Genomic DNA, 24,294 nt, shown 5'->3' on the forward strand with positions numbered 1-24,294 from the left:
CGTGACGAACTGGAAGCAGGCCCTGGGCCAGCTCGCGATCGCCTATCCCGACCGCATCAACCCCTACCTGTAAGCAAGAAACCAACCACGAGGGACCGATCGCTTACACAGGAATCTTGACAAGCTCATAGGCGGTGCGAAACCGCTGTTCTGCTCCCCGTGCACGTGTACGACGCGGTGGTGATCGGGGCCGGCCAGGCCGGCCTGTCGGCGTCCTTCCACCTGACCCGGCTCGGTGTCGACCACGTGGTGCTCGACGCCAACGCCGGCCCCGGCGGCGCCTGGCAGCACCGGTGGGACTCGTTGTCGATGCACGACGTCCACGGGGTCGCCGACCTGCCGGACGCTCCGGCTCCCGGCGACTCCCGCGAACGCGCCAACGTCGTGGTGCCGGGTTGGTTCGGCCGCTACGAGGCCGACCACCGGCTGCCCGTCATCCGGCCGGTGCGGGTCGACCGGGTCACCGAGGACGGCGCGCTGCTCGTCGTCCACGCGGGGCAGCGGACCTGGACCGCGCGGACCCTGGTCAACGCCACCGGCACCTGGACCCAGCCCTTCGTGCCGTACTACCCCGGCGCGGAGACCTTCCTCGGCGAGCAGCTGCACACCGCCGACTACCCGGGGCCGGAGCACTTCACCGGGAAGCGGGTCGTCGTGGTCGGCGGCGGCGCCTCGGCCGTGCAGTTCCTCGGCGAGCTCGCGCCGCGCACCGATGTCGTGTGGGTGACCCGGCGGCCCCCGGTCTGGCGCGACGACTTCGACGAGAACGTCGGCCGGCACGCGATCGGGCTGGTCCAGGAGCGGGTCCGTCAGGGCCTGCCGCCCGCGAGCGTGGTCAGTGTCACCGGTCTGGCGCTGCGCCCGCAGGAGCGGGAGGCGGCCCGGCTCGGCGTCTACGAGCGGCGCCGCGACATGTTCGCGCGGATCGAGCCGGACGGGGTGCGCTGGGCCGACGGCTCCTTCGAGCGCGCCGACGTGATCTTGTGGGCGACCGGCTTCCGGCCCGCCGTCGGGCACCTCGCACCGCTGCACCTGCGCAGCGAGCACGGGGGGATCGCGCTGCTCCAGAGCGGCGCGGACGTGCAGACCGCGACGACCGCCGTCCGCGACCCGCGGGTGCAGCTGGTCGGCTACGGCCCGTCGGCGAGCACGATCGGCGGCAACCGCGCGGGGCGCGCGGCCGCGGTTGCGGTCCGGCGCTACCTCGCCGGGCACGAGGGTGCTAACGTCGCCGCCGACAACCCACGGGAGTCCGCGGCAGCGGGCTGAGAGGGAGCTGGAGCCGCTCCGACCGTCACACCTGATCCGGATCATGCCGGCGAAGGAACGGAAGCGATGACCCCTCGACTTTTCTGCCTGGTCTCCGAACGCGACGACCTCTCCCTGCTGCCTGCGCTGGCCGATGCCGGCGTCGACGGCTTCCAGGTCCGGGCCAAGTCCCTGGCCACCGGCGCGCTGGTCGCGTTGGCCCGCAGGGTCGTCGCCGCCGTCCGTCCGGCCGGCGCGCTGGTCGTGGTCAACGACCGGCTCGACGTCGCCCTGGCGGCCGGCGCCGACGGCGTGCACCTGGGCGCGGACGACCTCGCCGTCGCTGACGCACGTCGCCTGGCCGCGGGCCTGCTGGTCGGGGCCACCTGCCGGTCGCGGGCCGAGGTCCTCGCGGCGGCGTCGCACGGAGCGGACTACGCCGGCTTCGGCCCGGTCTTCGCCTCGGGCTCGAAGGCCGGACTGCCGGCACCGGTGGGCGTGGCGGCGGTGACCGAGGCGGCCGGGGTGCTGCCCCTGGTCGCCATCGGCGGCATCTGCGCCGAGACCGCCGGCGACGTGCGCATGGCTGGCGCCCACGGCGTGGCCGTGATCGGCGCGATCTGGCGACATCCCGATCCCCTGGTCGCAGCGAAGGAGCTCGTCGCGGCGGTGGCGTGAGATGGCGGGCGGGACGCGCGTCGACGTGCTCGGCGCCGGCATCGTCGGGTTGACGGTCGCCGAGGAGCTGGGCCGGCGCGGTCACGACGTGGTCGTCGTCGATCCGCGGCCCGCCGGCGGGGCGTCGTACGCCGCGGCCGGGATGTTGAGCCCGGCTGCGGAGGTGTGGCACGGCGAGGAGGAGGTCCTGCGGCTCGGGCTGGCCTCGTTGGCGCGGTGGCCGGAGCTGGCGGCGCGGCTCGGGGTGGCCCTGCGCGCGACCGGCACCCTCCTCGTCGGCCACGACGCCGGCGACCTCCAGCAGGTCGAGCGGCAGGTCGCGCTGCTGCACCGGCACGGACACGCCGCCGAGCTGCTCGGCCGTGCGGGGGTGCGGTCCGCCGAGCCCAGCCTGGCCCGGGCCGCGGGAGGTGCGCTGCTGCCCGCGGAGGCGAGCGTCGACCCGCGGGCGGTCTGCCGCGCGCTGCTGCAGCGCGTGGTGCTGCGGGAGACCCCGCGACCCGACGCGGAGGTGCGGGTCGTCGCGACCGGTTCCTCGTTGCCGGAGCCCTGGACGGGACTGGTGTCCGGTGTCCGCGGGGAGATCCTGCGACTGCGCTCCGACGACCCGCCCCGACGCACCGTCCGCGGCTGGGTGGGCGGCGAGGCCGTCTACCTGGTGCCGCGCGGCGACGACCGCGTGGTGCTCGGCGCCACCTCGGAGGCGCACGCGGCGCCCCCCGTGGTGACCGCCGGCGGCGCACTGCGACTGCTCGCGGCCGCGCGGACGCTGTGGCCCGCGCTCGACCGGGCCGAGCTGGTCGAGGCCACCGCCCGCGACCGCCCGGCCACCGTCGACGGGCTGCCGCTCGTCGGGCCGAGCGGCGTCGCCGGCGTCGTCCTCGCCGCCGGCCACTACCGGCACGGCGTGCTGCTGGCGCCGCTCACCGCCCAGCTCGTCGCGGACCACCTCGCCACCGGCGCCGTCGAGGCCGCCGTCGATCCGCGCCGGTTCGCCGGCGCCGTACCGGAAGGAGCAGCGCGATGACGATCACCTGCAACGGAGAGACGTACGCCGCCGAGGCGGTGACGGTCGCGGAGCTGCTGGAGCGCCGGCTCGGCGACGCCCGTCCCCACGGGGTCGCGGTGGCGGTCAACGAGGAGGTCGTGCCGCGGGGCGAGTGGGCCTCCTGGCGGCTGACGGACGGCGACGTCGTCGAGGTCGTGACGGCGGTGCAGGGCGGATGAGCTCCCTAGCGCCCGACCTGGTGATCGCGGGGGAGACCCTGTCGTCCCGGCTCTTCCTCGGCACCGGCGGCCTGCCTCGGACCTCGCTGGTCACGCCGGTCCTCGACGCCGCGCGGCCCGGCCTGGTGACGGTCTCGATCCGCCGGACCTCCACGCTCGCGCAGGGCGGTCTGCTCGCCGCCCTGCGCGCGGCCGGCGCCCGGCTGCTGCCCAACACCGCCGGATGCCTGTCCGCCCGCGAGGCGGTGCTCACCGCCGAGCTGGCCCGCGAGGCCCTCGGCACCGACTGGGTGAAGCTCGAGGTGGTCGGCGACGAGCGTTCGCTGCTGCCCGACGCCGTCGAGCTCCTGGACGCGGCGGAGCAGCTGGTCCGCCGCGGGTTCGTGGTGCTGCCCTACACGACGGACGACCCCGTCCTCGCCCGACGGCTGGTCGACGCCGGCTGCGCGGCCGTGATGCCGCTCGGGTCGCCGATCGGCTCCGGCCTCGGCGTCCTCAACCCGCACGCGATCGCGGCGGTGCGCGCCGCCGTCGAGGTGCCCGTGGTCCTCGACGCCGGGGTGGGTACGGCGAGCGACGCCGCCCTGGCGATGGAGCTCGGCTGCGACGCGGTGCTCGCCGCCACCGCGGTGACCCGCGCCGACGACCCGGTCGCGATGGCCGCCGCACTGCGGCTGGCGGTCGAGTCCGGTCGCCTGGCGTACGGCGCCGGCCGGGTGCCGCGTCGGACGGAGGCCCGCGCGTCCAGCCCGCTGCTGGGGCTGGTCTCGGGAACCACCACGTGAGCCGCCGGGTCGTGGTGCTGACCGACCGCACCCAGGTCCCGGACGGCCGGTCGCTGCGCGATGTGCTCGACGCGGCGGCCGACGGCGGACTGACCACCGTGCTGCTGCGCGAGGTGGACCTGCCCGACGACGAGCGCGCCGAGATCGCCGACCATGCCCGCAGCCGCGGGCTGGAGGTGGTCGCCGCGCACCGCCCGGTTCCCGGCTGCAGCGGCGTGCACCTGCCCGCCGGCACGGCGCTCCCCGACGTCGCCATGCGGTGGGGACGCTCCTGCCACGACCGGGCGGACCTAGCCCGCGCCGCGGCCGACGGGGCGTGGTGGGCCACGCTGTCGCCGTACACGGTGACGGCGAGCAAGCCCGGCTACGGTCCTCCGCTTCCGGTGTCCGCGTTCGCACAGCCGCCGCTGCCGGTGTTCGCGCTCGGTGGGATCACGCCTGAGAACGCCGCGGCCGCCCGGTCCGCGGGCGCCTGGGGCGTCGCGGTGATGGGTGCCGTGATGCGCGCGGCGGACCCGGCGGCGGTCGTCGCTGCGCTCCTGGCGGCAGCCGGATGACCCCGCCCGTGGTCGTCACCATCGCCGCCACCGACTCCGGCGGCGGGGCCGGCATCGCTGCGGACCTCGCGACCTTCGCCGCGCTCGGCGTGCACGGCGCGTGCGTCGTCACCGCCGTCACCGCCCAGGACACCGGCGGGGTGCACGCCATCCACCCGGTTCCGCACGAGGTGGTCGCCGCCCAGCTCGACGCCGTCCTCGACGACCTCGACCCGGTGGCCGTCAAGACCGGGATGCTGGCCACGCCGGAGGTGGTCCGGCTGGTCGCCGAGCGGTGCGCCGACCGGATCCTCGTCGTCGATCCCGTGCTGGTCGCGACGTCCGGCGCGGTCCTCGCCAGCGACGCCGTGCGGCAGGCCTATCGCGACGCGCTGCTGCCCGTCGCCACGGTCGCCACCCCCAACGAGGACGAGCTCGTCGCGCTCGGCCGGCCGGTCTCGACGAACCTGCTCGTCACCCGCGGTGGCGACATCCCCACCACCAACGACCACGGCACCGGCTGCACGCACAGCAGCGCCCTGGCGGCGTACCTCGCCCACGGTCTCGACCTCCCCACCGCCGCCGCCCGTGCCGACGCCTTCGTCGCCGGACAGCTGCGTCTCGGCAAGGACTGGACCCTCGGCCGTGGCCGGGGACCGGTCGCACACGTCCACGCCATCCCCACCCAAGGAGCGCCCGCATGACCGTCCACCCCGCCCACACCCGCGTCCTCAGGCCGGACGAGGCCGGCGATCTCGCCGTTCCGTTCACCCGGGTCGCGCTGACCAACGGCGAGACCTTCGACCGCTACTGCACCGAGGGCCCCGGCTCCGACCCCGAGGTCGGCCTCCCGCCGCTGCGGGCCGCCTGGATCGAGGGCCGCGGCGACGTGACGTCGTACGACGGCCGGGAGACCCAGCTGCTGGACAACGGCCGCTCGGCCGTCCGCCGCGGTGCGGCCCAGGGGGAGTGGCGAGGCGCGCGCCGTGCTCCGCTGCGGGCGTCGGGCACCGCCCCCGTGACGCAGATGGCCTATGCGCGTGCGGGGATCGTGACCGAGGAGATGCGCTACGTCGCCGTCCGCGAGGGCTGCGACGTGGAGCTGGTGCGCAGCGAGGTGGCTGCCGGCCGCGCCATCATCCCGGTCAACGTCAACCACTCCGAGTCGGAGCCGATGATCATCGGCCGCCGGTTCCTGGTGAAGGTCAACGCCAACATCGGCAACTCCGCGGTCACCTCGTCGATCGCGGAGGAGGTCGACAAGCTCACCCACGCGATCACCTGGGGCGCCGACACGGTGATGGACCTCTCGACCGGCGAGGACATCCACACGACGCGCGAGTGGATCATCCGCAACTCGCCGGTCCCGATCGGCACCGTCCCCATCTACCAGGCCCTGGAGAAGGTCAACGGCGAGGCGGACAAGCTCACCTGGGAGGTGTTCCGCGACACCGTCATCGAGCAGTGCGAGCAGGGCGTCGACTACATGACGATCCACGCCGGGGTGCTGTTGCGCTACGTCCCGCTCACGGCCGGCCGGGTCACCGGGATCGTCAGCCGCGGCGGGTCGATCATGGCCGGCTGGTGCCTGGCCCACCACGAGGAGAACTTCCTCTACACCCACTTCGACGAGCTGTGCGAGATCTTCGCGCGCTACGACGTCGCGTTCTCGCTCGGCGACGGCCTGCGCCCCGGCGCGACCGCCGACGCCAACGACGAGGCCCAGCTCTCCGAGCTGCGCACGCTCGCCGAGCTGACGTCACGGGCCTGGGAGCACGACGTGCAGGTGATGGTGGAGGGACCGGGCCACGTCCCGCTGAACCTGGTCGAGGAGAACGTCCGGCTGCAGCAGGAGTGGTGCCACGGCGCGCCGTTCTACACGCTCGGCCCGCTGGCGACCGACATCGCGCCCGGATACGACCACATCACCTCGGCCATCGGCGCGGCCACCATCGCGATGCACGGCACCGCGATGCTCTGCTACGTCACGCCGAAGGAGCACCTCGGCCTCCCGAACCGCGACGACGTGAAGACCGGCGTCATCACCTACAAGCTCGCCGCCCACGCCGCCGATGTCGCCAAGGGTCACCCCGGCGCCCGCGACTGGGACGACGCGCTGTCGAAGGCGCGCTTCGAGTTCCGTTGGCGCGACCAGTTCGCGCTCTCGCTGGACCCCGTCACCGCCGAGTCCTTCCACGACGAGACGTTGCCGGCCGAGAACGCCAAGACCGCGCACTTCTGCTCGATGTGCGGCCCGAAGTTCTGCTCGATGCGGATCAGCCAGGACGTCCGCGAACGGTTCGGCTCCGACCTCTCGACCGAGGACGCGGCGCTCGGGATGAAGGAGAAGTCCGCGGAGTTCCTCGAGCTCGGGGCATCGGTGTACGTCGAGCCGTGAGCCGGGTGGCCGCGCTGCCGGAAAGCGGCCCGGGCACAGTTCACGTCCGGAGGCCCGGTGGTTTCGAGGCTCCTCGCTGGCGCTCGTCGCACCTCAACCACCGGAGCGAACCTCACCGGTGGTTGAGGTGCGAGCGCCAGCGAGCAGCCGCCGGTGGTTGAGGTGCGAGCGCCAGCGAGCCTCGAAACCTCCGGCCGTGCTGCCGGAACCCGCTCGGGCACAGTTCACGTCCGGAGGCCCGGTGGTTTCGAGGCTCCTCGCTGGCGCTCGTCGCACCTCAACCACCGGGGCAGGCTCCTCGCTGGCGCTCGTCGCACCTCAACCACCGGAGCACGAGTCCCTGTGCTCACCGATCGTGACGTCGGTTCTCCACACCCCCGTGATTGAGTTTCCCCAGTCCACAGGCGGGTTTGCGGCGTCCGGTTGTGTCGGGGGTGGGTGGGAGCATCCAGTCATGGATCTCGGAACCCAGCACCGCTCGACAGCACTGCTGTCGCGGCTGCGCGGCGGGATCCAGGCCCGCAACCAGCTCCTCGTCGAGGAATGGGCCGGGATCGTGGAATGGGCCGGTGACCACATCGTCACCGGGCCCGAAGGCGCCGCGACGATCACCGAGGGCTACCTCGACACCGGCGTCCCCATCGCCGGTCCCGGCGCACCCCTGATCTCCGAGTTCGCGGTCATGGGGCTCGTCGCGGTCCTCGGCCGCACCCCCGACGGCGGGAAGGCCTACATCGGACGGGTCGTCGAATGCGGCTGGCGCCTGCCCAACGTCTACGCCGCGGTGACCGCCGGGCGGTTGGCGCCGTGGCGGGCCTAACGCATCGCCGACCTCACCCACCCCCTGTCCGCCGAAGCAGCTGCGTTCGTGGACCGGCAGCTGTTCAACGCCTCCGGCGTCGGGTGGGCCCAGCTCGAACGCCTCGTGGCCGAAGCCGTCCTTCGCTTCGACCCGGAGCAGGCCGAGACCGACCGCAAGAACGCGGCCGACCAGCGGCACTTCGACATCGGTGAGGTCGACGAGCACGGCCTGGTGCACCTCGACGGGCTGCTGGATGCCGCGGACGGGCACGACCTCAACCTCGCGGTGTCTCGTCGTGCCGAGGTCCTCGGGAAGCTGGGCGACGACTCGTCCCTCGACGTACGGCGGTCCAAGGCCGCTGCCGAGCTCGCGCGTCAGGACCTCGCCCTGGACCTGCTCATCCCGGACCCGGGGAGCCCGGAGGGCCCGGAGGTTTCGAGGCTCGCTGGCGCTCGCACCTCAACCACCGGAGACAGCTCAACCACCGGGAGCACGGTGCCGGGGCGCAAGGTGATCCTGAACGTCCACCTCACCGACACCAGCCTCATGGCAGACGACGAGAACCCGTTCGTGAACCCCGTGGGCCGGTGGGAGGAAGGTCGCTGCCCGGTCAGCACCGCCCAGATCCGCGAGTGGCTGCGCGCGAAGGACACCACGATCATCGTGCGACCGGTCATCGACCTGGCCGACCACGTCCCCGTCGACTCCTACGAGATCCCCGACCGGCACAGGACCCGCGTGATCCTGCGCGACCACAGCTGCCGGTTCCCGCACTGCACCCGACCCGCGCAACGCTGCGACCTCGACCACCACCAGCCGCATGCCCAAGGTGGCCCGACGTGTCCGTGCAACGAAGTGCCGCTCTGTCGGCGCCATCACCGCGCCAAGACCCACTCGGCCTGGCGCTACGACATCGTGATGCCCGGGTCGTACGTGTGGACCAGCCCGAACGGGTTCCGGTTCCGCGTCGACCACCGCGGCACCCATGCGGTCCACCCGCCCGACGAGTAGTCACCCCGCTCCGCACCCCGCAGAACCAACAGGCTGCGGGGCATCGCCGCGCCCGGCCGCTCCCGTACCCGCCCGACCGCGGAGGTCAGCGGGCAGCGGCGGCAGCGGCGGCGGCGCGCTCGATCCACTTCGGGATCTCGCCGTAGCGCTGGCTCGGGATGAGGCGTCCGGCAGCGGAGTCCTCGACCAGCTGGGCCATCCGCCGGTCGCGGGTGGCCTCCTGCTTGGCACTCACCACCCAGTTGACGCAGATCCGGCGGTAGGTCTTGGTGGCGGCCTCCAGGAACGCGGTGGCCTCCGGGGAGGCGGCCAGCTGGGCGGCGTACGCCGCGGGCAGGACGAGCTCGCCGTCGGCCTCGTGGGTGTACGGCGCCGGCTCGAGCTTGCGCTGCTCCCAGATCGCCAGTCCGGCGGGCTGCATCCGGCCCTCCGTACGCAGCTGCTCGACGAGCTCGAGGTTGACCCTGCTCCAGTTGCTCGTCCTCTTGCGCGGCGTCCAGCGCTGGCGGGTGGTGTCCTCGTCGATGCGCTGGACGACCGAGTCGATCCAGCCCCAGCACAGGGCGACGGGCACGGCCTGGTCCCAGGTGAGCCCGCGCTCGGAGACGTGCTTCTTGTAGAGGCCCATCCACAGCTCGGTCTCGGTGGCGTGGTGGGCGGCGAGCCACGCGTCGAACTCGCCGGTGTCGGCGAAGAAGCGGGCCGGGCGTTCCGCGCTTCCGCCCTGCCGGCCCGGGGTCGTGTCCTTCGGCATGGGCAGAGTCAACCACCGGCGACCGACAGCAGGGCCCCGCCAGGGATGATGGGGCCCATGAGTCTGCCCACCGTCGCGATCGGCGCCCTCGGCGGCACCATCGCCTCGACGTCCAGCGCGACCGACGGCAGCGAGATCGTGCCGACCCTGTCGGCGGAACGGCTCGCGGCCGCCGTACCAGGGCTGGGGGAGCTCGCGTCCGTCCGTGCGGAGACCCTCGCCCAGCTGCCGAGCCCGTCGCTGGACGAGCCGACGATCGTGCGCACCCTCGCCTGGGCGCAGGCCGCGGTCGACGCCGGCGCGCAGGGTGTCGTCATCACCCAGGGAACCGACACGCTCGAGGAGTCGTCCTACCTGCTCGACCTGTTCTGGGACCGTCCGGAGCCGCTCGTCGTCACCGGCGCCATGCGTTCGCCGCAGGCCGCCGGCGCCGATGGCCCGGCCAACCTGTTGACCGCTGTCCGGTGCGTCCTCGAGCCCGACTCGCGGGGGCGGGGCGTGCTGGTCGCCTTCGACGACGAGCTGCACCAGGCGCGCTGGGTCGCGAAGACCGACTCGATGTCGACCAGTGCCTTCCGCTCGGCCGGGTTCGGCCCGATCGGGCGCTGTGTCGAGGGCGAGGTCGTGTACGGCGTGCCGGCAGACCGGGTGCCGGCGCTGAGCCTGTCCGCGGGCCAGGAGGCCGGGGACCCGCGGGTGCCGTTGGTGGCGACCTACCTCGGAGACGACGGCTACGTGCTCGAGGCGATCCGGGCCGAGGACGTCGACGGCGTCGTCATCGCCGGCTTCGGCGCGGGCCACGTGTCGGCCCGGATGGCGGAGGCGGTGGGCCGGCTGGCCGGTCAGGTCCCGGTCGTCTTCGCCTCCCGCACCGGCTCCGGCCCGACGGGACGGGCGATGTACGGCTACCCGGGCTCCGAGATCGACCTGCTCGCCCGCGGCGCGGTCGGCGCCGGCTGGCTCCTGCCCGTCAAGGCCCGGCTGCTGCTCTGGGCGATGGCGCTGCGCGGCCCGGTCACCCGCGCGGACGTCGTACGCGAGTTCGAGGTCCGCGGCCGGCCCTGACCCACCGACCGCGGGAGGACCAAGGCATCAGCCCAACCCTGCCGGCGTGTCCGGCGGCCGGTGGGGGAGCACGTGCGCGACGTAGTCCCGCGCTGCGTCGTGGATATCGACCTCGTGCCCGGCCTCGTCCGACAGCGCCCAGCGGTGCTCCATCACCTCGTGGAAGTACTCCGGCGCGGAGATGGCGCGCCGCAGCTCGGCCGGCAGCAGGTCGACGATCGGCGTGTAGACGGTCGCGAGCCACCGCCGGGCGACGGCCTCGCGGTCCTGGTCCCCGTAGCCGCCGTGGACGGTGAACGCCGCGAGGTCGTTGAGCAGCTTGCGGGCCTGGCTGTCCTCGGCGACCAGCCCGGTCAGCTCGCGCAGCTCGCGCCGATGGTGCCCAGCCTCGACGACCTTGGGCTGGATCCGGACCCGGTCGGACTCGGTGCGTACGTCGAGCTCGTCGACGTCGAAGCCGAGGTCGTTGAGGCGGGCGATCCGCTGCTCGACGCGGTACCACTCGTCGACTCCGAACTCCTCGGCGGCGGTCAGCTCCTCCCACAGTGCGTGGTAGCGATCGGCCAGCTGAGCAACGATCGCGAACCCGTCGACCTCGATGTCGGTGTCGCCGCTGGCCTGCAGGTCCATCAGCTCGGCGAAGATGTTCTCGACCCCGACCGTGACGTCCTGCTCGCGCATCGCGTCGGACACGCTCGGGCGCAGCTCGCCGGTCTCGGCGTCGACGAGGAAGGCCGCGAATCCCCCGGCGCTGCGCCGGAAGAGGGCGTTGGAGAGCGACACGTCGCCCCAGAAGAAGCCCGCCAGGTGCAGCCGCACGAGCAGCACGACGAGGGCGTCGACGAGCGCCGGGACCTGCTCGGCGCGCAGCCCGTGCTGGAAGACCGTGCGGTAGGGGAGCGAGTAGTGGAGGTGCTCGGTGAGCAGCGCCGCGGGCAACGGCGCGCCGCCCGCGCCGGTGCGTCCCGTCACCACGCCCCGGGGTACGACGGCCGGCTGGTCGAGCCGCTGCAGGTCGCGCAGCAGGTCGTACTCCCGCAGCGCGATCGTCTCCTCGGTCTCCTTCACCGCGAGGAACTGCCGGTTCACCTGGACCACGCGCACGACGTGCCGGGACAGGCCCAGTGGCAGCGGCACGACGTACCAGTCCTCCCACTCCGCCAGCGGCCGCGACCACGGCAGGCGGAACAGCGCCGGGTCGGTGCGGGCGGCGACGACGTGCAGCGCCATGGCGAAAACCTACGCCACCCCCGGGGCGTCTGAACTCGCCCTTCGCGGGCACTGGTTCGGTGCGGGGCGGGTATCGGGGCACACCTCGCCGTGGACAAAGTCCGCGTCATCAGGGTAGGACTGAGTGACGCGCGCCACACTCTCGGGAGGGGTGATCAGGGCGATGAGATCGACCAACGGCCTGGCCGGACGCAGGGTCCGGCGGCGACGGCGCGCGGTTCTCGCGGCCCTCGCGGCCCTCGCCGCCGGCAGCCTGTCGGCGTGCGGTGAGTCCGGGAAGCCGGTCCTCAACTGGTACGTGAACCCGGACGGCGTCGACACCTTCGAGAAGTACGCGAAGCAGTGCAGCACCGGCGACTACGACATCGAGGTCCAGCTGCTCCCGAACGGAGCCACCGACCAGCGCACCCAGCTCGCGCGCCGGCTGGCGGCCGAGGACTCCTCCACCGACCTGATGAACCTCGACCCCGTCTTCGTCGCGGAGTTCGCCAACGCCGGCTGGCTGCAGCAGGTCGAGGGCGATCTCGCCGACACGATCACCGGCAGCGTCCAGGGCGATGGCGACTATCTCAAGGGCGCCGCGGAGACGGTGACCTGGGACGACAAGGTCTACGCGATCCCGCTGTGGGCCAACACCCAGGTGCTCTGGTACCGCAAGTCGCTGGCGCAGGCCGCTGGTCTCGACATGACGAAGCCGGTCACCTGGGACCAGGTGATCCAGGCGGCGGCCGACAACGGCGGCACGGTGGGCGTCCAGGCCAACAAGTACGAGGCGTACGTCGTGTGGATCAACGCGCTCGTCCAAGGCGCCGGCGGCGACATCGTCTCCGACACCGAGGCCGGACGCGACGCCAAGGTCGACATCGACTCCGAAGCCGGTCGCAAGGCTGCTGAGGTGATCAAGGAGCTGGCCGACTCGAAGGCGGCCCAGCCGGACCTCACCGTGTCCAACGAGGGCACCAGCCTCGGGCAGATGTTCCCGGCCGACGGTGCCGGCGAGTTCATGGTCAACTGGACGTTCGTCTACAAGAACTACGAGGGTCTGGTCGGGGGAGACATCACCGAGCAGCAGTTCGCCGATCTCGGCTGGGCGCGGTACCCCGCGACCGTGGCGGGCGAGACCTCGAAGCCGCCGATCGGCGGGATCGACATCGGGGTCGGCGCCTACAGCGACCACCCCGACTTCGCGATGGAGGCGGCGCGCTGCATCACCTCCGAGCAGGCCCAGGTCGACCTGGCGCTCGACAACGGCCTGATGCCGTCGACGAACGCGGCCTACGACAAGGTCGTCGCCAGCGGCGACTACCCCGCGGACCTGATCGAGCTGTTCCGCACCAGCGTCGACGAGGGTGGTCCGCGGCCCAAGAGCGCGTTCTACGCGATGATCTCCGGCGCCCTCCAGGCCAAGTGGCACTCGCCCACGTCCGTCGATCCTGGCAGTACGCCGAAGGACTCGGCGACGTACCTCGAGGACGTGCTGGAAGGGAAGTCGCTGCTGTGAGCACCGTGACCGCACCCGTGAAGCCCAAGGCTGTCGTCAGCGATCGCTCGAGGGCGGAGACCCGCCTCGGCCAGAAGCTGGTGGCGCCGGCCATCGTGCTGATGCTGCTGGTGACGGCGTTCCCGATGCTGCGCGCCCTCTACCTGTCGACCTTCGACTACGCGCTGACCGCGCCCGACGAGCGCGACTTCGTGGGGGTGCGCAACTACCTCACCGCGCTGACCGATCCGCTGTTCTGGCAGACGACCGGCATCACGGTGCTCTACATGGTGGTGACGGTGGCGATCGAGCTGGTCATCGGCTTCGCGTTCGCCCTGGTGATGCACCGCGTGGTCTTCGCTCGCGGGGTGATCCGGACCTCGATCCTGATCCCCTACGGCATCATCACCGTCGTCTCGGGCTTCGCGTGGCAGTTCGCCTTCTCGTTCCAGAACGGCTTCGTCAACGGCTGGCTCCCGTTCGTCGCCGACGACTTCAACTGGTTCGGCCAGACCGGGTCGGCCGTGGCCGCGATCATGGTCTCCGAGATCTGGAAGACGACGCCGTTCATGTCGCTCCTCCTGCTGGCGGGGCTCGCCCAGGTCAGCGAGGACATGATCGAGGCGGCCAAGGTCGACGGCGCCACCTGGACCCAACGGCTGACCAAGGTGATCCTGCCGAACATGCGGGCAGCGATCATGGTCGCCGTCCTGTTCCGTGCACTCGATGCCTACCGGATCTTCGACAACATCTTCGTGATGACCGCGGGCGCGCAGAAGACGGAGTCGATCAGCTTCCTCACCTACCGCCAGACGATCGAGCAGTTCCAGCTCGGGATGGGATCGGCCCTGTCGGTGCTGCTCTTCCTCTCGGTGCTGGTGGTGGCGTTCGCGATCGTCAAGCTCTTCCGCGTCGACCTGGCGCAGGCCCGGCAGGAGGCATGAGATGAGGAACCGGATCGGCATCGTCGTCGGCTGCATCCTGATCATGCTCTGGTGCCTGCTGCCCGTGGCCTGGGTGATCTCGCTGTCCTTCAAGTCCGAGGCCGCGATCACCAATGGCAGCCCGGGCTTCTTCCCCGCCGACGGCGCGGGAGCGGGCTGGGACAACTACCGGGCCGTGTGGGAGAACGACCAGTTCCGGCGCGCCATTCTCAACTCGATCGGGATCAGCCTGATCGCGACCATGCTGTCGGTGATCGTCGCGACGCTCGCGGCGTACGCCATCGCGCGGCTCGAGTTCCGCGGCAAGAAGGCGGTGCTCACCATCGCGCTGGCGATCGCCATGTTCCCGGTCGTCTCGCTGGTCGGCCCGCTGTTCGACATGTGGCGCGCGGTGGGCCTCTACGACACCTGGCCGGGCCTGATCATCCCGTACATGTCCTTCACCCTGCCGCTGGCGATCTGGACCCTGTCGGCGTTCTTCCGCGAGATCCCGTGGGAGATGGAGCAGGCCGCTCAGGTCGACGGCGCCACGTCGTGGCAGGCGTTCCGCAAGGTGATCGTGCCGCTGGCCGCGCCCGGCGTCTTCACCGCGGCGATCCTCACCTTCTTCTTCGCCTGGAACGACTTCGTGTTCGGCATCTCGCTCACCTCGACCGAGAACGCCCGGCCGATCCCGGCGTCCCTGTCGTTCTTCGTCGGTTCCGACCCGTTCAACCGGCCGGCCTCGCTGCTCGCCGCGGGTGCGGTCATCGCGACCATCCCGATCGTCGTCATCGTCCTGATCTTCCAGCGCAAGATCGTCGCCGGCCTGACCTCCGGCGCCGTGAAGGGGTGAACCACTGATGGCTGCCATCACGATGAACCACATCGTCAAGCAGTACGGCGACGGCTTCCCGGCCGTCAACGACGTCTCGATCGACGTCGCGGACGGGGAGTTCATGATCCTCGTCGGGCCCTCGGGGTGCGGGAAGTCCACGCTGTTGCGGATGATCGTGGGCCTGGAGGACATCACCTCGGGCGACATGATGATCGGCGAGAAGCGGGTCAACGACCTCGCGCCGCGTGAGCGGAACCTCGCGATGGTGTTCCAGAACTACGCCCTCTACCCGCACCTCACGGTCTACGAGAACATCGCCTTCCCGCTACGCCTGGCCAAGAAGCCGGACGCCGAGGTCGACAAGCTGGTGCGCGAGGCGTCGGCGACCCTGGAGCTCGACGAGCACCTCCAGCGCAAGCCGGGCAACCTGTCCGGTGGCCAGCGCCAGCGCGTCGCCATGGGGCGCGCGATCGTCCGGCAGGCCGACGCCTTCCTCTTCGACGAGCCGCTGTCCAACCTGGACGCCAAGCTGCGCGGGCAGATGCGTACCGAGATCGCGCGGCTGCAGAGGCGCCTGGGCATCACCACGGTCTACGTCACCCACGACCAGACCGAGGCGATGACGCTCGGCGACCGGGTCGCCGTGCTGAAGCGGGGTGTGCTCCAGCAGCTCGCGACGCCGCGCGAGCTCTACGAGAACCCCGGCAACCTCTTCGTCGCCGGCTTCATCGGGTCGCCGCCGATGAACTTCCTCCCCGCGACCGTCGAGGGCAACCAGGTGAAGCTGCCCTTCGGCAGCGTCGAGATCCCGGCTGAGAACGCCGCCCGTGCTGCGGGCCGCGGACTGCTCATCGCCGGCATCCGTCCCGAGCACTTCGAGGACGCCTCGGTCGCCGCCGCTGAGGGGCGCCGCGGGTCGACGTTCTCGGCCACGGTGGACGCGGTGGAGTGGTTGGGCAACGAGACCTACGCCTACATCCCGTTCGAGGCTCCCGCCGAGGTCAAGCAGCAGCTCCAGCAGCTGGAGAAGGACCTCGACGGCGAGGCGATGCGCACCCAGCTCGTCGTCTCGCTCGACGGCGCCAGCCGGATCACCGAGGGACACGACGCCGAGATCTGGGTCGACGGCCGCCGGATCCACCTGTTCGACCCGGCCAGTGGCGAGAACCTCACCGTCGACCGGGCCCGGGCCGGCCGGATCCCCGGCGCGGAGGTGGCCGCGGGCTAGCGGCTAGCGGCTCGGTCGGCGGTGCGCCGGATCCCGCGGGTGAAGGTCGGGAACAGCGCGGCCGGCAGGTCGTGTCCCCAACCGGGGACCACGACGAGCTCCGCCCCGCGGATCGCCGCGGCCGTCGCCCGGCCGCCCGACACGTGCACCATCCGGTCCGCGAGACCGTGCATGACCAGGGTGGGCATGCGCAGCTCGGCGAGCCGGCGGGTGCGGTCGGTCTGGGTGACCACGGCCATCATCTGGCGCAGCACGCCCGCCTCGTCGATGCCGCGGTCCCACGTCTCGCCGGCCCGGCGCCGCAGCTCCGCCTCGTCCTGGGGGAAGCCGGGTGAGCCGATGATGCCCCAGACCAGGAGCGCTCGCCGGATGTAGGCCTCCCGACCGGGGCCCCGGGGCGCCACGAGCGTCGGCAGCAGGGCCGGGCTCTGCCAGCCGACCGCGCGGCGGCCGGTCGTCGACATGATGCTGGTCAGGCTGCGCACCCGTTCGGGCGCCGCGAGCGCCATCGTCTGGGCGATCATGCCGCCCATCGAGACCCCCGCGACGTGCGCGGAGCCCCAGCCCAGGTGCGCCATCAGCCCGAGGGCGTCGTTCGCGAGGTCGGTGATCGAGTACGGCGCCGGGGCGGGCGCGCCGACGAAGGCGCGGGCCAGCCGCGCGGTCGTGACCCGGCCCGCCAGCCGCGAGGAGCGGCCGGTGTCGCGGTTGTCGTAGCGGACGACGTGGAATCCCGCCTCCGCGAGCTGCACGCAGAGCTCGCGCGGCCACCAGGTCATCGGACCGCCGAGGCCCATCACGAGCAGCAGTGGTTCGCCCTGCGGATCACCGAAGGTCTGGTAGCACAGCTCGACCTGCGCCGACACCGGAGCGAGCAGCTCCTCGGACATGGTCATGTCGGGTGGTACCGCGCTGTACGAAGGTCCGGACATGGGACCAGTTTGACAAAATGCTTCTAGTTGTCGATTCAACTGGGTAGCGTCTGTGACGTGAACAACACGTTGGCGCCCTGGCTGCTGCCCGACGGCTACGGCCGTCCGGCGCTGGCCGCGCTGCTGCGCGAGGGCAGTCTGGTGACCGAGGCGGGTCGGTTCGCGGCCCGCCGTGGAACGACCCGGCGGCTGCGTCGTGCGCCGGTCGCGGGCCGGTCGGCGAGTCGCGTCGCCGAGCCCGTCCTGCTGATCCCGGGCTTCCTCGCCGGCGACTGGACGCTCACCGCGATGGCCGCCGAGCTGCGCGGGCGCGGGTTCCGCACCTACCGCTCCCAGATCCACGCCAACATCGGCTGCACCGTCGGCTCCGCCCTCGCGCTGGAGAACCGTCTGGAGCAGATCGCCGAGCGGCGCGACGCACGGGTCCAGATCGTCGGGCACAGCCTCGGCGGGATGATCGCCCGTGGCCTCGCCGCCCGCCGCCCGGACCTCGTGGCCGGCATCGTCACGATGGGCAGCCCGATGCGCGCCCCCGCCGCCCACCACGCCCTGCTGACCCGCGGCGTGCGGGTGCTCAACCGGCTCGCCGACGTCGGCGTCCCCGGCCTGATGAGCACCGACTGCGTCGCCGGCGAGTGCGCCCACCTCAGCTTCACCGAGTCCCAGGAGCCGCTGCGCGCCGACGTCGCGATGACCAACGTCTACTCGCGCCGCGACGGCATCGTGGACTGGAAGGCGTGCATCGATCCTGCCGGCCGCGCTGTCGAGGTCCGCGCCTCCCACATCGGCATGCCCCTCGACCCGCGGGTCATCGACGTGGTCACCACGTCGCTGCTGCAGCAGAGCACGGCGTACGCCGCGTCGCCGGCGGCCGTCGAGACGGCCTAGCCGAACTGGTCGAACCAGCCGAACTGGTCGAGCTAGTCGAAGTCGATCGCGGAGAAGCTGCGCAGCTTCGCGAGCTGGTGCTCGGAGGTGATGGTGCGGATGGTGCCGCTGCGCGAGCGCATCACCAGCGACTGGGTGACTGCACCGCCGCCGCGGTAGCGGACGCCGCGGACCAGCTCGCCGTCGGTGATGCCGGTGGCGACGAAGAAGCAGTCGTCGCCGGTGACCAGCGTGTCGGTGGTGAGGATGTGGTCGGGGTCGAGGTCGTGGCCCGCGTCGATCGCGCGCTGGCGCTCCTCGTCGTCGGTCGGCCAGAGCCGGCCCTGGATCGTGCCGCCCATGGCCTTCATCGCGCAGGCGGCGATGATGCCCTCGGGGGTGCCGCCGATGCCGAGCAGCAGGTCGATGCCGGTGTCGGCGCGGGCGGCCATGATCGCGCCGGCGACGTCGCCGTCGGTGATGAACTTGATCCGGGCGCCGGTGGCGCGGATCTCGTCGACGAGCTGCGCGTGGCGCGGCCGGTCGAGGAGGACGACGGTGACGTCGGAGGGGTTGGAGCCCTTGGCCTTGGCGACCTGGTGGATGTTCTCGGCGACGGGGTAGCGGATGTCGACGACCTCGGCGGCCTCGGGGCCGGTGACGAGCTTCTCCATGTAGAACACGGCGGACGGGTCGTACATGGTGCCGCGCGGGGCGACGGCGAGGACGGCGACCGCGTTGGCCATGCCCTTCGCGGTCAGGGTGGTGCCGTCGATCGGGTCGACCGCGACGTCGCACTCGGGGCCGGTGCCGTCGCCGACGGTCTCGCCGTTGTAGAGCATCGGGGCGTTGTCCTTCTCGCCCTCGCCGATCACCACCGTGCCGTTCATGCTGACGGTCGAGATCATCACGCGCATCGCCTGCACGGCCACGCCGTCGGCGCCGTTCTTGTCGCCCCGGCCGACCCAGCGGCCGGCTGCCATCGCGGCCGCCTCGGTGACACGCACCAGCTCGAGGGCGAGGTTGCGGTCGGGGGCGGGCGGCTCCACGATGAGGGCGTCGTTCATAGGGCGAACCTTATCGGTGTTCGAACGGCCGGGCGTACACGTCGACCTCCGTGGTCTTCACGACGAAGGTGACCGACGCCCCGGGGGCCAGCCCGAGCTCGGTGACCGAGGCGACCGTGACGTCGGCGGCCAGCTCGCCGGCACGCACCCGGACCAGGTCGCCCAGCGGCTCCAGCTCGCTGACCACGACGGGCAGCGCGTTGCGCGGGCTCCCGCCAGGCGGCTCGCGGTGCACGGCGACCGCCGAGGGCCGGAACACCGCCACCGCCGCGGCTCCCGCGACCGGCGGGGGATCGCCGGGCGTGCCGTGGAGGACGAGGCCGTCGGGGCGTCGTACGCCGTCGGGGGTGGCGGTGCCCGCGACGAGGTTGAGCCCGGCGAACCGCGCGGCGAAGGCGCTGCGGGGGCGGGAGAGCACGTCGGCGGTGGTGCCCTGCTCCACCACGCGGCCGCCGTCGAGGACGACGACACGGTCGGCGAGCAGCAGTGCGTCGAGGACGTGGTGGGTGACGATCACGGTGGTGCGCTCGGCCAGCACCCGGCGCAACAGGGTGCGCAGCGCGGGCGCCACCGCGACGTCGAGGGCCGCCATCGGCTCGTCGAGCAGCAGCAGCCGGGGCTCGGCGGCGAGCGCGCGGGCGACCGCGACCCGCTGGGCCTGGCCGCCGGAGAGCTGGGTCGGGCGGCGCTCGGCGAGGTCGGCGGCGTCGACCTCGGCCAGCCAGTGCTCCGCGGTGGCGCGGGCGTCGCGCCGGCCGGAGCCGCGGCTGCGGGGACCGAAGGCGACGTTCTCCAGCACCGACAGGTGGGGGAACAGGAGCGGGTCCTGCGCGAGGAGGGCGGTACGACGGGCGTGCGGCGCGACCCAGCGGCCGGGGCCGGTCAGCTCCTCGCCGTCGAGGACGACCCGGCCCGCATCGGGTCGCAGCAGGCCGCCGAGGACGGAGAGGGTCGTGGACTTGCCGGCACCGTTGGGGCCGAGCAGCGCGACGGTCTCGCCGTCGGCGACCTCGAAGGCGACGTCGACGCCGCGCTCGGCGAGGACCACCTCGACCTGCGCGCTCACAGCGCGCCCCTGGGGCGGACCAGGCCGATCACGAGCACGGCGACCGCCACGAGGACCAGGGACATCGCGACGGCCGCGTCGGCGTCGGTGACCCGCAGGTTGTAGATCAGCAGCGGCAGGGTGCGGGTGGTGCCCTCGAGGCTGCCGGCGAAGGTGATGGTGGCGCCGAACTCGCCGAGGGAGCGGGCGAACGCGAGGACCGCGCCCGAGGCCAGGCCCGGCAGCACGAGCGGCAGGGTGACCCGGCGCAGCACCGTGGTCGGCCGCGCGCCGAGGGAGGCCGCGACGACGTCGTACCGCTCCCCGGCGGTGCGCAGCGCGCCCTCGAGGCTGATCACGAGGAACGGCAGCGAGACGAAGGTCTGGGCGAGGACGACCGCGACCGAGGTGAACGCGATCCGGATGCCGAGGGCCTCGAGCTCGCCGCCGAGCAGGCCCTGGCGGCCGAACGTCGACAGCAGGGCGATGCCGCCGACGACGGGCGGCAGGACGAGGGGGAGCAGCACGAGCGAGCGGAGGGGGCCCAGCCAGCGGCCCTCGCCGCGGGCGAGGACGGTCGCGAGCGGTACCCCGAGCAGCAGGCAGAGCGCCGTGCTGGCGCTCGACGTCTCGAGGCTGAGGACCAGCGCGGAGCGGGCGGCCCGCGACGTGACGAGGGACCAGAAGTCGCCGAGGGCGATCCGGGTCGTCATCGAGGCGACCGGCAGCACCACGAACGCGCCGGCCAGCAGGGCGGGCCCGAAGAGCCAGCGGGGCAGGCCGACGTGCCGGGCGCGGCTCACGACGTGGGCGCGCCGAAGCCGGCCTTGCGCAGCACCTGCTGGCCCTTGCCGAGGACCAGGTCGATCCACTGCCGGGCGAGCTCGGCGTGCTCCGCGTCCTGCACGGCGACGATCGGGTAGTGGTTGACGACGTCGGCGGCCTCCGGGAAGTCGACCCCCTCGAGGTCGTCGCCCGCGGCGGCGACGTCGGTGACGTAGACCAGCCCGGCGTCGGCCTCGCCGTTCTCCACCTTGGTCAGCACGCCGGAGACGGACTCCTCCTCGCTGACCGGCGTGAGCTCGAGCGCGGCGACGTCGGCGACCTGGAGCGCCGCCCGGCCGCACGGGACCTCGGGCTGGCACAGCACCAGCCGGACGGCCTTCTTGGTGAGGTCGGCGAGCTGCTCGATGCCGGCCGGGTTGCCCGGGGGGACGGCGATCATCAAGGTGTTGGTCGCGAACTCGGCCGGCTCGCCGACGGTGAGCTGCGCAGCGACGAGCGTGTCCATGGTGGCCGTGTCGGCTGAGGCGAACACGTCGGCCTCGGCGCCCTCGGCGATCTGGGCGGCGAGGTCGGAGGAGCCGCCGAAGGAGAGCTTCACGTCGACGTCCGGGTGGGCGTCCTCGAACTGCCGCTCGAGCTCCTCGAAGGTCTTCGTGAGCGACGCGGCGGCGAAGACGGTGAGGGTCCGCTCGCGGTCCTTGCCGTCCTCGCCGGAGGAGTCGTCGCTGCACGCGGCGAGGGGGAGGGCGAGCAGGACGGCGGCACTGCTCGCGCCGAGCCGGAGACGGGTCTGGTTCATCGCGGGGCCTCAGGACTTCCTCGGGACGGGTCGCTCGACGACGACCGTGGTGGACTTGACCGACGCGATCGCCCGGACCCCGGGCTCGAGGCCCAGCTCGGTGGCCGCCTCGGCGCTCATGAGGGACACGACCCGGTAGGGCCCGCAGACCATCTCGACCTGGGCCATCACCGTGTCGGCGAGGACCCGGGTGACGATCCCGGTCATCCGGTTACGGGCGCTGACCTCGCCGGCGCGGGTGCGCCCCCGGTCGGCCTCGTCGACCAGCGAGGACGCCAGCGCGGCGAGGTCGGCCCCCGCGACCACGGTGCGCCCGTCGCGGGTGCCGCTCGGCACCCGCCCGGCCTCGATCCACCGGCGGACGGTGTCGGTCGAGACGCCGAGCAGCTCGGCCGCCTCGGCGACGCGGTAGTCGGTCATGGGATCACTTTGTCGCACTTGCGTCGGTTTTGCCAGGGCTCCTGCCGCGAATGCGTCCACCGATGGGTGGGGGAGGGCGGCTGGGGGCGGACTGGGACACTAGGAGCGTCATGAGCACCCAGCAGTCGCAGCCGTCAGAGCGCCCGGGCCGCTACCAGCGATCGGCGGTGGGCCTGGTGACCTCCCTGGTCGTCACCGTCGTCGCCATCGGGGGGCTCCTGTACTTCATGGGCGCCTTCCGCCCCGACTTCGAGGTCAAGCCCGAGGCGGTCGACTACCGCGAGACGGTGCAGTCCGCGCAGCAGGCCGGCCTCACCCCCGTCTACCCCGACGACCTGCCGAAGGGCTGGATCTCCACCGGCGTCGACGTCACCCCCGGCGACCGGCCGGTGTTCATGGTCCGGCTGCTCACCGACGAGGAGAAGTTCGTCGCGGTCCGCCAGGAGGACTCCTCGGTCACCGCGATGCTCGCGCGGTGGGTCGACGAGGACACCGAGACCCGCGACGGCTACACGGTCCCGGCCGCCGTACCCACGCCGGTGGCGCGGGACTGGAAGGGGTACGCCGACGCGGGCGGCGACTCCGCCTACGCCGCCGAGGTCGACGGCCAGACCGTGCTGGTGTTCGGCTCCGCGCCGGCCGAGGACCTGCGGGCGGTCGTCGACTCGCTGGTCACGACGCCGATCGACTAGCGCTCAGTCGTCGGCGTCCTCGTCGGCGTCCTCGCCCAGCACGGACTCCAGCCGCGCCCGGGCTCCGTCGAGCCAGCCCTGGCAGGTGGTGGCGAGCGCCTCGCCGCGCTCCCAGAGCGTGAGCGACTCCTCGAGCGTGGTGCCGCCGGCCTCGAGCTGACGGACCACCTCGACCAGCTCGGCGCGGGCGTCCTCGTAGGACAGGTCCTCGCTGGGGTCCGGGGCCGTGCTGTCAGTCATGGATCTCCTCGGTCGTGGTGGCGGTGACGTGGATGCGGCCGTCGGCGACCCGGACCGACAGCGGGGCGTCGGGGGCGATGTCGGCGACCGAGCTGACGACGTGGCCCTCGGCGTCCTGGACCACGGCGTACCCGCGGCGCAGCGTGGCCAGCGGGGACAGGGCCCGGACCCGGGCGCGGCGGTGGTCGAGGTCGTCGGCGGCGCGGTCGAGCTGCCACTCGAGCTGGCGGCGGATCCGCGAGCGCCAGTCGGCGACCTCGTCGAGGCGGGCGTCGATCATGCTGCCCGGGTGGGCGAGCGCGGGGCGGGCGCGCAGCGCGTCCAGCTGGGCCTGCTCGCGGTCGAGGCGATGGCGTACGGCGCGGCGCAGGGCGTCGCGCGCGCGCTCGACCATGACCCGCTCCTGCGCCATGTCGGGCACGACCAGCTTGGCCGCGTCGGTGGGCGTGGAGGCGCGGACGTCGGCGACCAGGTCGAGCAGCGGGGAGTCGGGCTCGTGGCCGATCGCGGACACGACCGGGGTGCGGGCGGCGGCGACCACGCGGATCAGGCCCTCGTCGGAGAACGGCAGCAGGTCCTCGACCGAGCCGCCGCCCCGGGCGATGACGATGACGTCGACCTCGGGGTCCGCGTCGAGGCGGCGTACGGCCTCGATCACCTCCTCGGCCGAGCGCTGGCCCTGCATGGCGGCGTACGCGGGGGTGAAGGCCACCGCCGGCCAGCGCCGCGTGGCGTGCTCGAGGACGTCGTGCTCGGCGGCCGAGTGGGGGGCGGTGACCAGACCGATCCGGCGGGGTACGGCGGGCAGGCGGCGCTTGCGCTCCTGCGCGAACAGTCCCTCGGCGGCGAGCAGCTGGCGTCGGCGCTCGAGGCGGGCGAGCAGCTCGCCCAGGCCGACCATCCGGATCTCCCGGGCGTTGAGCGAGAGGCTGCCGCGGTTGGCGTAGTAGGAGGGCCGCGCGTGGATGACGACGCTCGCGCCCTCGGTCACCGGCGTCGGCAGGCCGTCGAACAGGACGCGGGAGCAGGTCACCGGCACCGAGATGTCGGCGACCGAGTCGCGCAGGGTCATGAACACCGTCGCCAGGCCGGGGCGCCGGCTGATCTGGGTCACCTGGCCCTCGACCCACACCGCGCCGAGCCGGTCGATCCAGCCGGCGAGCGCGTTCGCGATCGCCCGGACCGGAGCCGGTTTCTCCAGCGACGTCTCGAGGGCCACGGCCGCGAGCCTATGGCAGGGTGG

27 protein-coding genes are annotated in these 24,294 nt (G+C 72.8%); 17 read left to right on the top strand and 10 right to left on the bottom strand.

Going from position 1 to position 24,294, the window contains the following annotated elements:
• The first annotated feature begins 159 nt into the window (after positions 1 to 159).
• From KU893_RS10870 to KU893_RS10915, 10 genes are all read left to right on the top strand, one after another.
• On the top strand, positions 160 to 1,269 hold the full coding sequence (locus KU893_RS10870) for an NAD(P)-binding domain-containing protein (RefSeq protein ID WP_218234382.1): 1,110 nt from the start codon (positions 160 to 162) through the stop codon (positions 1,267 to 1,269).
• A gap of 66 nt (positions 1,270 to 1,335) precedes the next feature.
• A complete protein-coding gene (gene thiE, locus KU893_RS10875) occupies positions 1,336 to 1,926 on the top strand; it encodes a thiamine phosphate synthase (protein WP_218234383.1) in 591 nt (196 codons plus the stop codon).
• 1 nt (position 1,927) lies between these two features.
• Positions 1,928 to 2,953: an FAD-dependent oxidoreductase gene (locus KU893_RS10880; protein ID WP_218234384.1), complete on the top strand. Its 1,026-nt coding sequence runs from the start codon at positions 1,928 to 1,930 to the stop codon at positions 2,951 to 2,953.
• Positions 2,950 to 3,153, top strand: coding sequence for a sulfur carrier protein ThiS (gene thiS / locus KU893_RS10885; protein ID WP_218234385.1), 204 nt, complete (start codon positions 2,950 to 2,952; stop codon positions 3,151 to 3,153). Before KU893_RS10880 ends, thiS begins: the two co-directional genes overlap by 4 nt.
• Positions 3,150 to 3,938: a thiazole synthase gene (locus KU893_RS10890; RefSeq protein WP_218234386.1), complete on the top strand. Its 789-nt coding sequence runs from the start codon at positions 3,150 to 3,152 to the stop codon at positions 3,936 to 3,938. The genes thiS and KU893_RS10890 overlap by 4 nt, the downstream gene beginning before the upstream one ends.
• Positions 3,935 to 4,495, top strand: a complete 561-nt coding sequence (locus tag KU893_RS23585; RefSeq protein ID WP_218234387.1) for a thiamine phosphate synthase — start codon at positions 3,935 to 3,937, stop codon at positions 4,493 to 4,495. Before KU893_RS10890 ends, KU893_RS23585 begins: the two co-directional genes overlap by 4 nt.
• A complete protein-coding gene (locus KU893_RS10900; protein ID WP_218234388.1) occupies positions 4,492 to 5,178 on the top strand; it encodes a bifunctional hydroxymethylpyrimidine kinase/phosphomethylpyrimidine kinase in 687 nt (228 codons plus the stop codon). The genes KU893_RS23585 and KU893_RS10900 overlap by 4 nt, the downstream gene beginning before the upstream one ends.
• Complete coding sequence (gene thiC, locus KU893_RS10905) at positions 5,175 to 6,872, top strand: phosphomethylpyrimidine synthase ThiC (protein WP_218234389.1); 1,698 nt, start codon at positions 5,175 to 5,177, stop codon at positions 6,870 to 6,872. Before KU893_RS10900 ends, thiC begins: the two co-directional genes overlap by 4 nt.
• Before the next feature lie 454 nt (positions 6,873 to 7,326).
• Positions 7,327 to 7,692 (top strand): hypothetical protein, encoded by a 366-nt coding sequence (locus KU893_RS10910; protein WP_218234390.1) that lies wholly within the window; start codon positions 7,327 to 7,329, stop codon positions 7,690 to 7,692.
• 48 nt (positions 7,693 to 7,740) lie between these two features.
• Positions 7,741 to 8,685 (top strand): HNH endonuclease signature motif containing protein, encoded by a 945-nt coding sequence (locus tag KU893_RS10915; protein ID WP_218234391.1) that lies wholly within the window; start codon positions 7,741 to 7,743, stop codon positions 8,683 to 8,685.
• An 85-nt stretch (positions 8,686 to 8,770) separates the two neighbouring features.
• Here KU893_RS10915 and KU893_RS10920 read toward each other — a convergent pair whose 3' ends face one another.
• Positions 8,771 to 9,439: a YdeI/OmpD-associated family protein gene (locus KU893_RS10920; protein WP_218234392.1), complete on the bottom strand. Its 669-nt coding sequence runs from the start codon at positions 9,437 to 9,439 to the stop codon at positions 8,771 to 8,773.
• Between the two features lie 57 nt (positions 9,440 to 9,496).
• On the opposite strand from KU893_RS10920, the gene KU893_RS10925 reads away from it, so the two are divergent.
• Positions 9,497 to 10,504, top strand: coding sequence for an asparaginase (locus KU893_RS10925; protein ID WP_218234393.1), 1,008 nt, complete (start codon positions 9,497 to 9,499; stop codon positions 10,502 to 10,504).
• Between the two features lie 27 nt (positions 10,505 to 10,531).
• Here KU893_RS10925 and KU893_RS10930 read toward each other — a convergent pair whose 3' ends face one another.
• The gene (locus KU893_RS10930) at positions 10,532 to 11,734 is read right to left on the bottom strand and encodes a DUF4032 domain-containing protein (protein WP_218234394.1); all 1,203 of its coding nucleotides are present in this window, start codon (positions 11,732 to 11,734) and stop codon (positions 10,532 to 10,534) included.
• Positions 11,735 to 11,897: 163 nt separating this feature from the next.
• Between KU893_RS10930 and KU893_RS10935 the strand changes: the two genes are divergently transcribed.
• From KU893_RS10935 to KU893_RS10950, 4 genes are read left to right on the top strand one after another with little or no spacing between them, the layout of a single operon-like run.
• Positions 11,898 to 13,235, top strand: coding sequence for an extracellular solute-binding protein (locus tag KU893_RS10935; RefSeq protein ID WP_218234395.1), 1,338 nt, complete (start codon positions 11,898 to 11,900; stop codon positions 13,233 to 13,235).
• 5 nt (positions 13,236 to 13,240) lie between these two features.
• Complete coding sequence (locus tag KU893_RS10940; protein ID WP_257441588.1) at positions 13,241 to 14,158, top strand: carbohydrate ABC transporter permease; 918 nt, start codon at positions 13,241 to 13,243, stop codon at positions 14,156 to 14,158.
• A gap of 1 nt (position 14,159) precedes the next feature.
• Positions 14,160 to 14,993 carry a carbohydrate ABC transporter permease gene (locus KU893_RS10945; RefSeq protein ID WP_218234397.1) on the top strand — a complete coding sequence of 278 codons (834 nt, stop codon included), beginning with the start codon at positions 14,160 to 14,162 and terminating at the stop codon, positions 14,991 to 14,993.
• Positions 14,994 to 15,000: 7 nt separating this feature from the next.
• Positions 15,001 to 16,203 carry an ABC transporter ATP-binding protein gene (locus KU893_RS10950; RefSeq protein ID WP_218234398.1) on the top strand — a complete coding sequence of 401 codons (1,203 nt, stop codon included), beginning with the start codon at positions 15,001 to 15,003 and terminating at the stop codon, positions 16,201 to 16,203.
• Here the strand turns inward: KU893_RS10950 and KU893_RS10955 are convergent.
• Positions 16,200 to 17,135, bottom strand: coding sequence for an alpha/beta fold hydrolase (locus tag KU893_RS10955; protein ID WP_246592482.1), 936 nt, complete (start codon positions 17,133 to 17,135; stop codon positions 16,200 to 16,202). The two genes, KU893_RS10950 and KU893_RS10955, sit on opposite strands and share 4 nt — an antisense overlap.
• 57 nt (positions 17,136 to 17,192) lie before the next feature.
• Between KU893_RS10955 and KU893_RS22765 the strand changes: the two genes are divergently transcribed.
• Positions 17,193 to 18,023: an esterase/lipase family protein gene (locus KU893_RS22765; protein WP_218234399.1), complete on the top strand. Its 831-nt coding sequence runs from the start codon at positions 17,193 to 17,195 to the stop codon at positions 18,021 to 18,023.
• Between the two features lie 32 nt (positions 18,024 to 18,055).
• On the opposite strand, the gene glpX is transcribed toward KU893_RS22765, so the two are convergent.
• From glpX to KU893_RS10985, 5 genes are read right to left on the bottom strand one after another with little or no spacing between them, the layout of a single operon-like run.
• Positions 18,056 to 19,069, bottom strand: coding sequence for a class II fructose-bisphosphatase (gene glpX, locus KU893_RS10965; protein ID WP_218234400.1), 1,014 nt, complete (start codon positions 19,067 to 19,069; stop codon positions 18,056 to 18,058).
• 10 nt (positions 19,070 to 19,079) lie between these two features.
• Positions 19,080 to 20,135, bottom strand: coding sequence for a sulfate/molybdate ABC transporter ATP-binding protein (locus KU893_RS23590; RefSeq protein WP_218234401.1), 1,056 nt, complete (start codon positions 20,133 to 20,135; stop codon positions 19,080 to 19,082).
• Positions 20,132 to 20,917, bottom strand: coding sequence for an ABC transporter permease (locus KU893_RS10975; protein WP_257441589.1), 786 nt, complete (start codon positions 20,915 to 20,917; stop codon positions 20,132 to 20,134). Before KU893_RS10975 ends, KU893_RS23590 begins: the two co-directional genes overlap by 4 nt.
• Positions 20,914 to 21,699, bottom strand: a complete 786-nt coding sequence (gene modA, locus KU893_RS10980; protein WP_218234402.1) for a molybdate ABC transporter substrate-binding protein — start codon at positions 21,697 to 21,699, stop codon at positions 20,914 to 20,916. Before modA ends, KU893_RS10975 begins: the two co-directional genes overlap by 4 nt.
• A gap of 9 nt (positions 21,700 to 21,708) precedes the next feature.
• Entirely contained in the window at positions 21,709 to 22,119 is a 411-nt protein-coding gene (locus KU893_RS10985) for a TOBE domain-containing protein (protein WP_218234403.1), read from the bottom strand.
• Between the two features lie 110 nt (positions 22,120 to 22,229).
• On the opposite strand from KU893_RS10985, the gene KU893_RS10990 reads away from it, so the two are divergent.
• On the top strand, positions 22,230 to 22,811 hold the full coding sequence (locus KU893_RS10990; RefSeq protein ID WP_218234404.1) for a DUF4245 family protein: 582 nt from the start codon (positions 22,230 to 22,232) through the stop codon (positions 22,809 to 22,811).
• 3 nt (positions 22,812 to 22,814) lie between these two features.
• Here KU893_RS10990 and KU893_RS10995 read toward each other — a convergent pair whose 3' ends face one another.
• Positions 22,815 to 23,051: an exodeoxyribonuclease VII small subunit gene (locus tag KU893_RS10995; protein WP_218234405.1), complete on the bottom strand. Its 237-nt coding sequence runs from the start codon at positions 23,049 to 23,051 to the stop codon at positions 22,815 to 22,817.
• Complete coding sequence (xseA, locus tag KU893_RS11000; protein ID WP_218234406.1) at positions 23,044 to 24,270, bottom strand: exodeoxyribonuclease VII large subunit; 1,227 nt, start codon at positions 24,268 to 24,270, stop codon at positions 23,044 to 23,046. Before xseA ends, KU893_RS10995 begins: the two co-directional genes overlap by 8 nt.
• Positions 24,271 to 24,294: the final 24 nt, after the last annotated feature.

Origin of the sequence: Nocardioides daeguensis (assembly GCF_019192965.1) — a bacterium.
Taxonomy (GTDB): domain Bacteria; phylum Actinomycetota; class Actinomycetes; order Propionibacteriales; family Nocardioidaceae; genus Nocardioides; species Nocardioides daeguensis.

Coding starts and splice junctions, on each gene's coding strand:
- thiE (WP_218234383.1), top strand. CDS start 1,336: ATGACCCCTCGACTTTTCTGCCTGGTCTCCGAACGCGACGACCTCTCC.
- KU893_RS10880 (WP_218234384.1), top strand. CDS start 1,928: ATGGCGGGCGGGACGCGCGTCGACGTGCTCGGCGCCGGCATCGTCGGG.
- thiS (WP_218234385.1), top strand. CDS start 2,950: ATGACGATCACCTGCAACGGAGAGACGTACGCCGCCGAGGCGGTGACG.
- KU893_RS10890 (WP_218234386.1), top strand. CDS start 3,150: ATGAGCTCCCTAGCGCCCGACCTGGTGATCGCGGGGGAGACCCTGTCG.
- KU893_RS10900 (WP_218234388.1), top strand. CDS start 4,492: ATGACCCCGCCCGTGGTCGTCACCATCGCCGCCACCGACTCCGGCGGC.
- thiC (WP_218234389.1), top strand. CDS start 5,175: ATGACCGTCCACCCCGCCCACACCCGCGTCCTCAGGCCGGACGAGGCC.
- KU893_RS10910 (WP_218234390.1), top strand. CDS start 7,327: ATGGATCTCGGAACCCAGCACCGCTCGACAGCACTGCTGTCGCGGCTG.
- KU893_RS10920 (WP_218234392.1), bottom strand. CDS start 9,439: ATGCCGAAGGACACGACCCCGGGCCGGCAGGGCGGAAGCGCGGAACGC.
- KU893_RS10925 (WP_218234393.1), top strand. CDS start 9,497: ATGAGTCTGCCCACCGTCGCGATCGGCGCCCTCGGCGGCACCATCGCC.
- KU893_RS10930 (WP_218234394.1), bottom strand. CDS start 11,734: ATGGCGCTGCACGTCGTCGCCGCCCGCACCGACCCGGCGCTGTTCCGC.
- KU893_RS10935 (WP_218234395.1), top strand. CDS start 11,898: ATGAGATCGACCAACGGCCTGGCCGGACGCAGGGTCCGGCGGCGACGG.
- KU893_RS10945 (WP_218234397.1), top strand. CDS start 14,160: ATGAGGAACCGGATCGGCATCGTCGTCGGCTGCATCCTGATCATGCTC.
- KU893_RS10950 (WP_218234398.1), top strand. CDS start 15,001: ATGGCTGCCATCACGATGAACCACATCGTCAAGCAGTACGGCGACGGC.
- KU893_RS10955 (WP_246592482.1), bottom strand. CDS start 17,135: ATGTCCGGACCTTCGTACAGCGCGGTACCACCCGACATGACCATGTCC.
- glpX (WP_218234400.1), bottom strand. CDS start 19,069: ATGAACGACGCCCTCATCGTGGAGCCGCCCGCCCCCGACCGCAACCTC.
- modA (WP_218234402.1), bottom strand. CDS start 21,699: ATGAACCAGACCCGTCTCCGGCTCGGCGCGAGCAGTGCCGCCGTCCTG.
- KU893_RS10985 (WP_218234403.1), bottom strand. CDS start 22,119: ATGACCGACTACCGCGTCGCCGAGGCGGCCGAGCTGCTCGGCGTCTCG.
- KU893_RS10990 (WP_218234404.1), top strand. CDS start 22,230: ATGAGCACCCAGCAGTCGCAGCCGTCAGAGCGCCCGGGCCGCTACCAG.
- KU893_RS10995 (WP_218234405.1), bottom strand. CDS start 23,051: ATGACTGACAGCACGGCCCCGGACCCCAGCGAGGACCTGTCCTACGAG.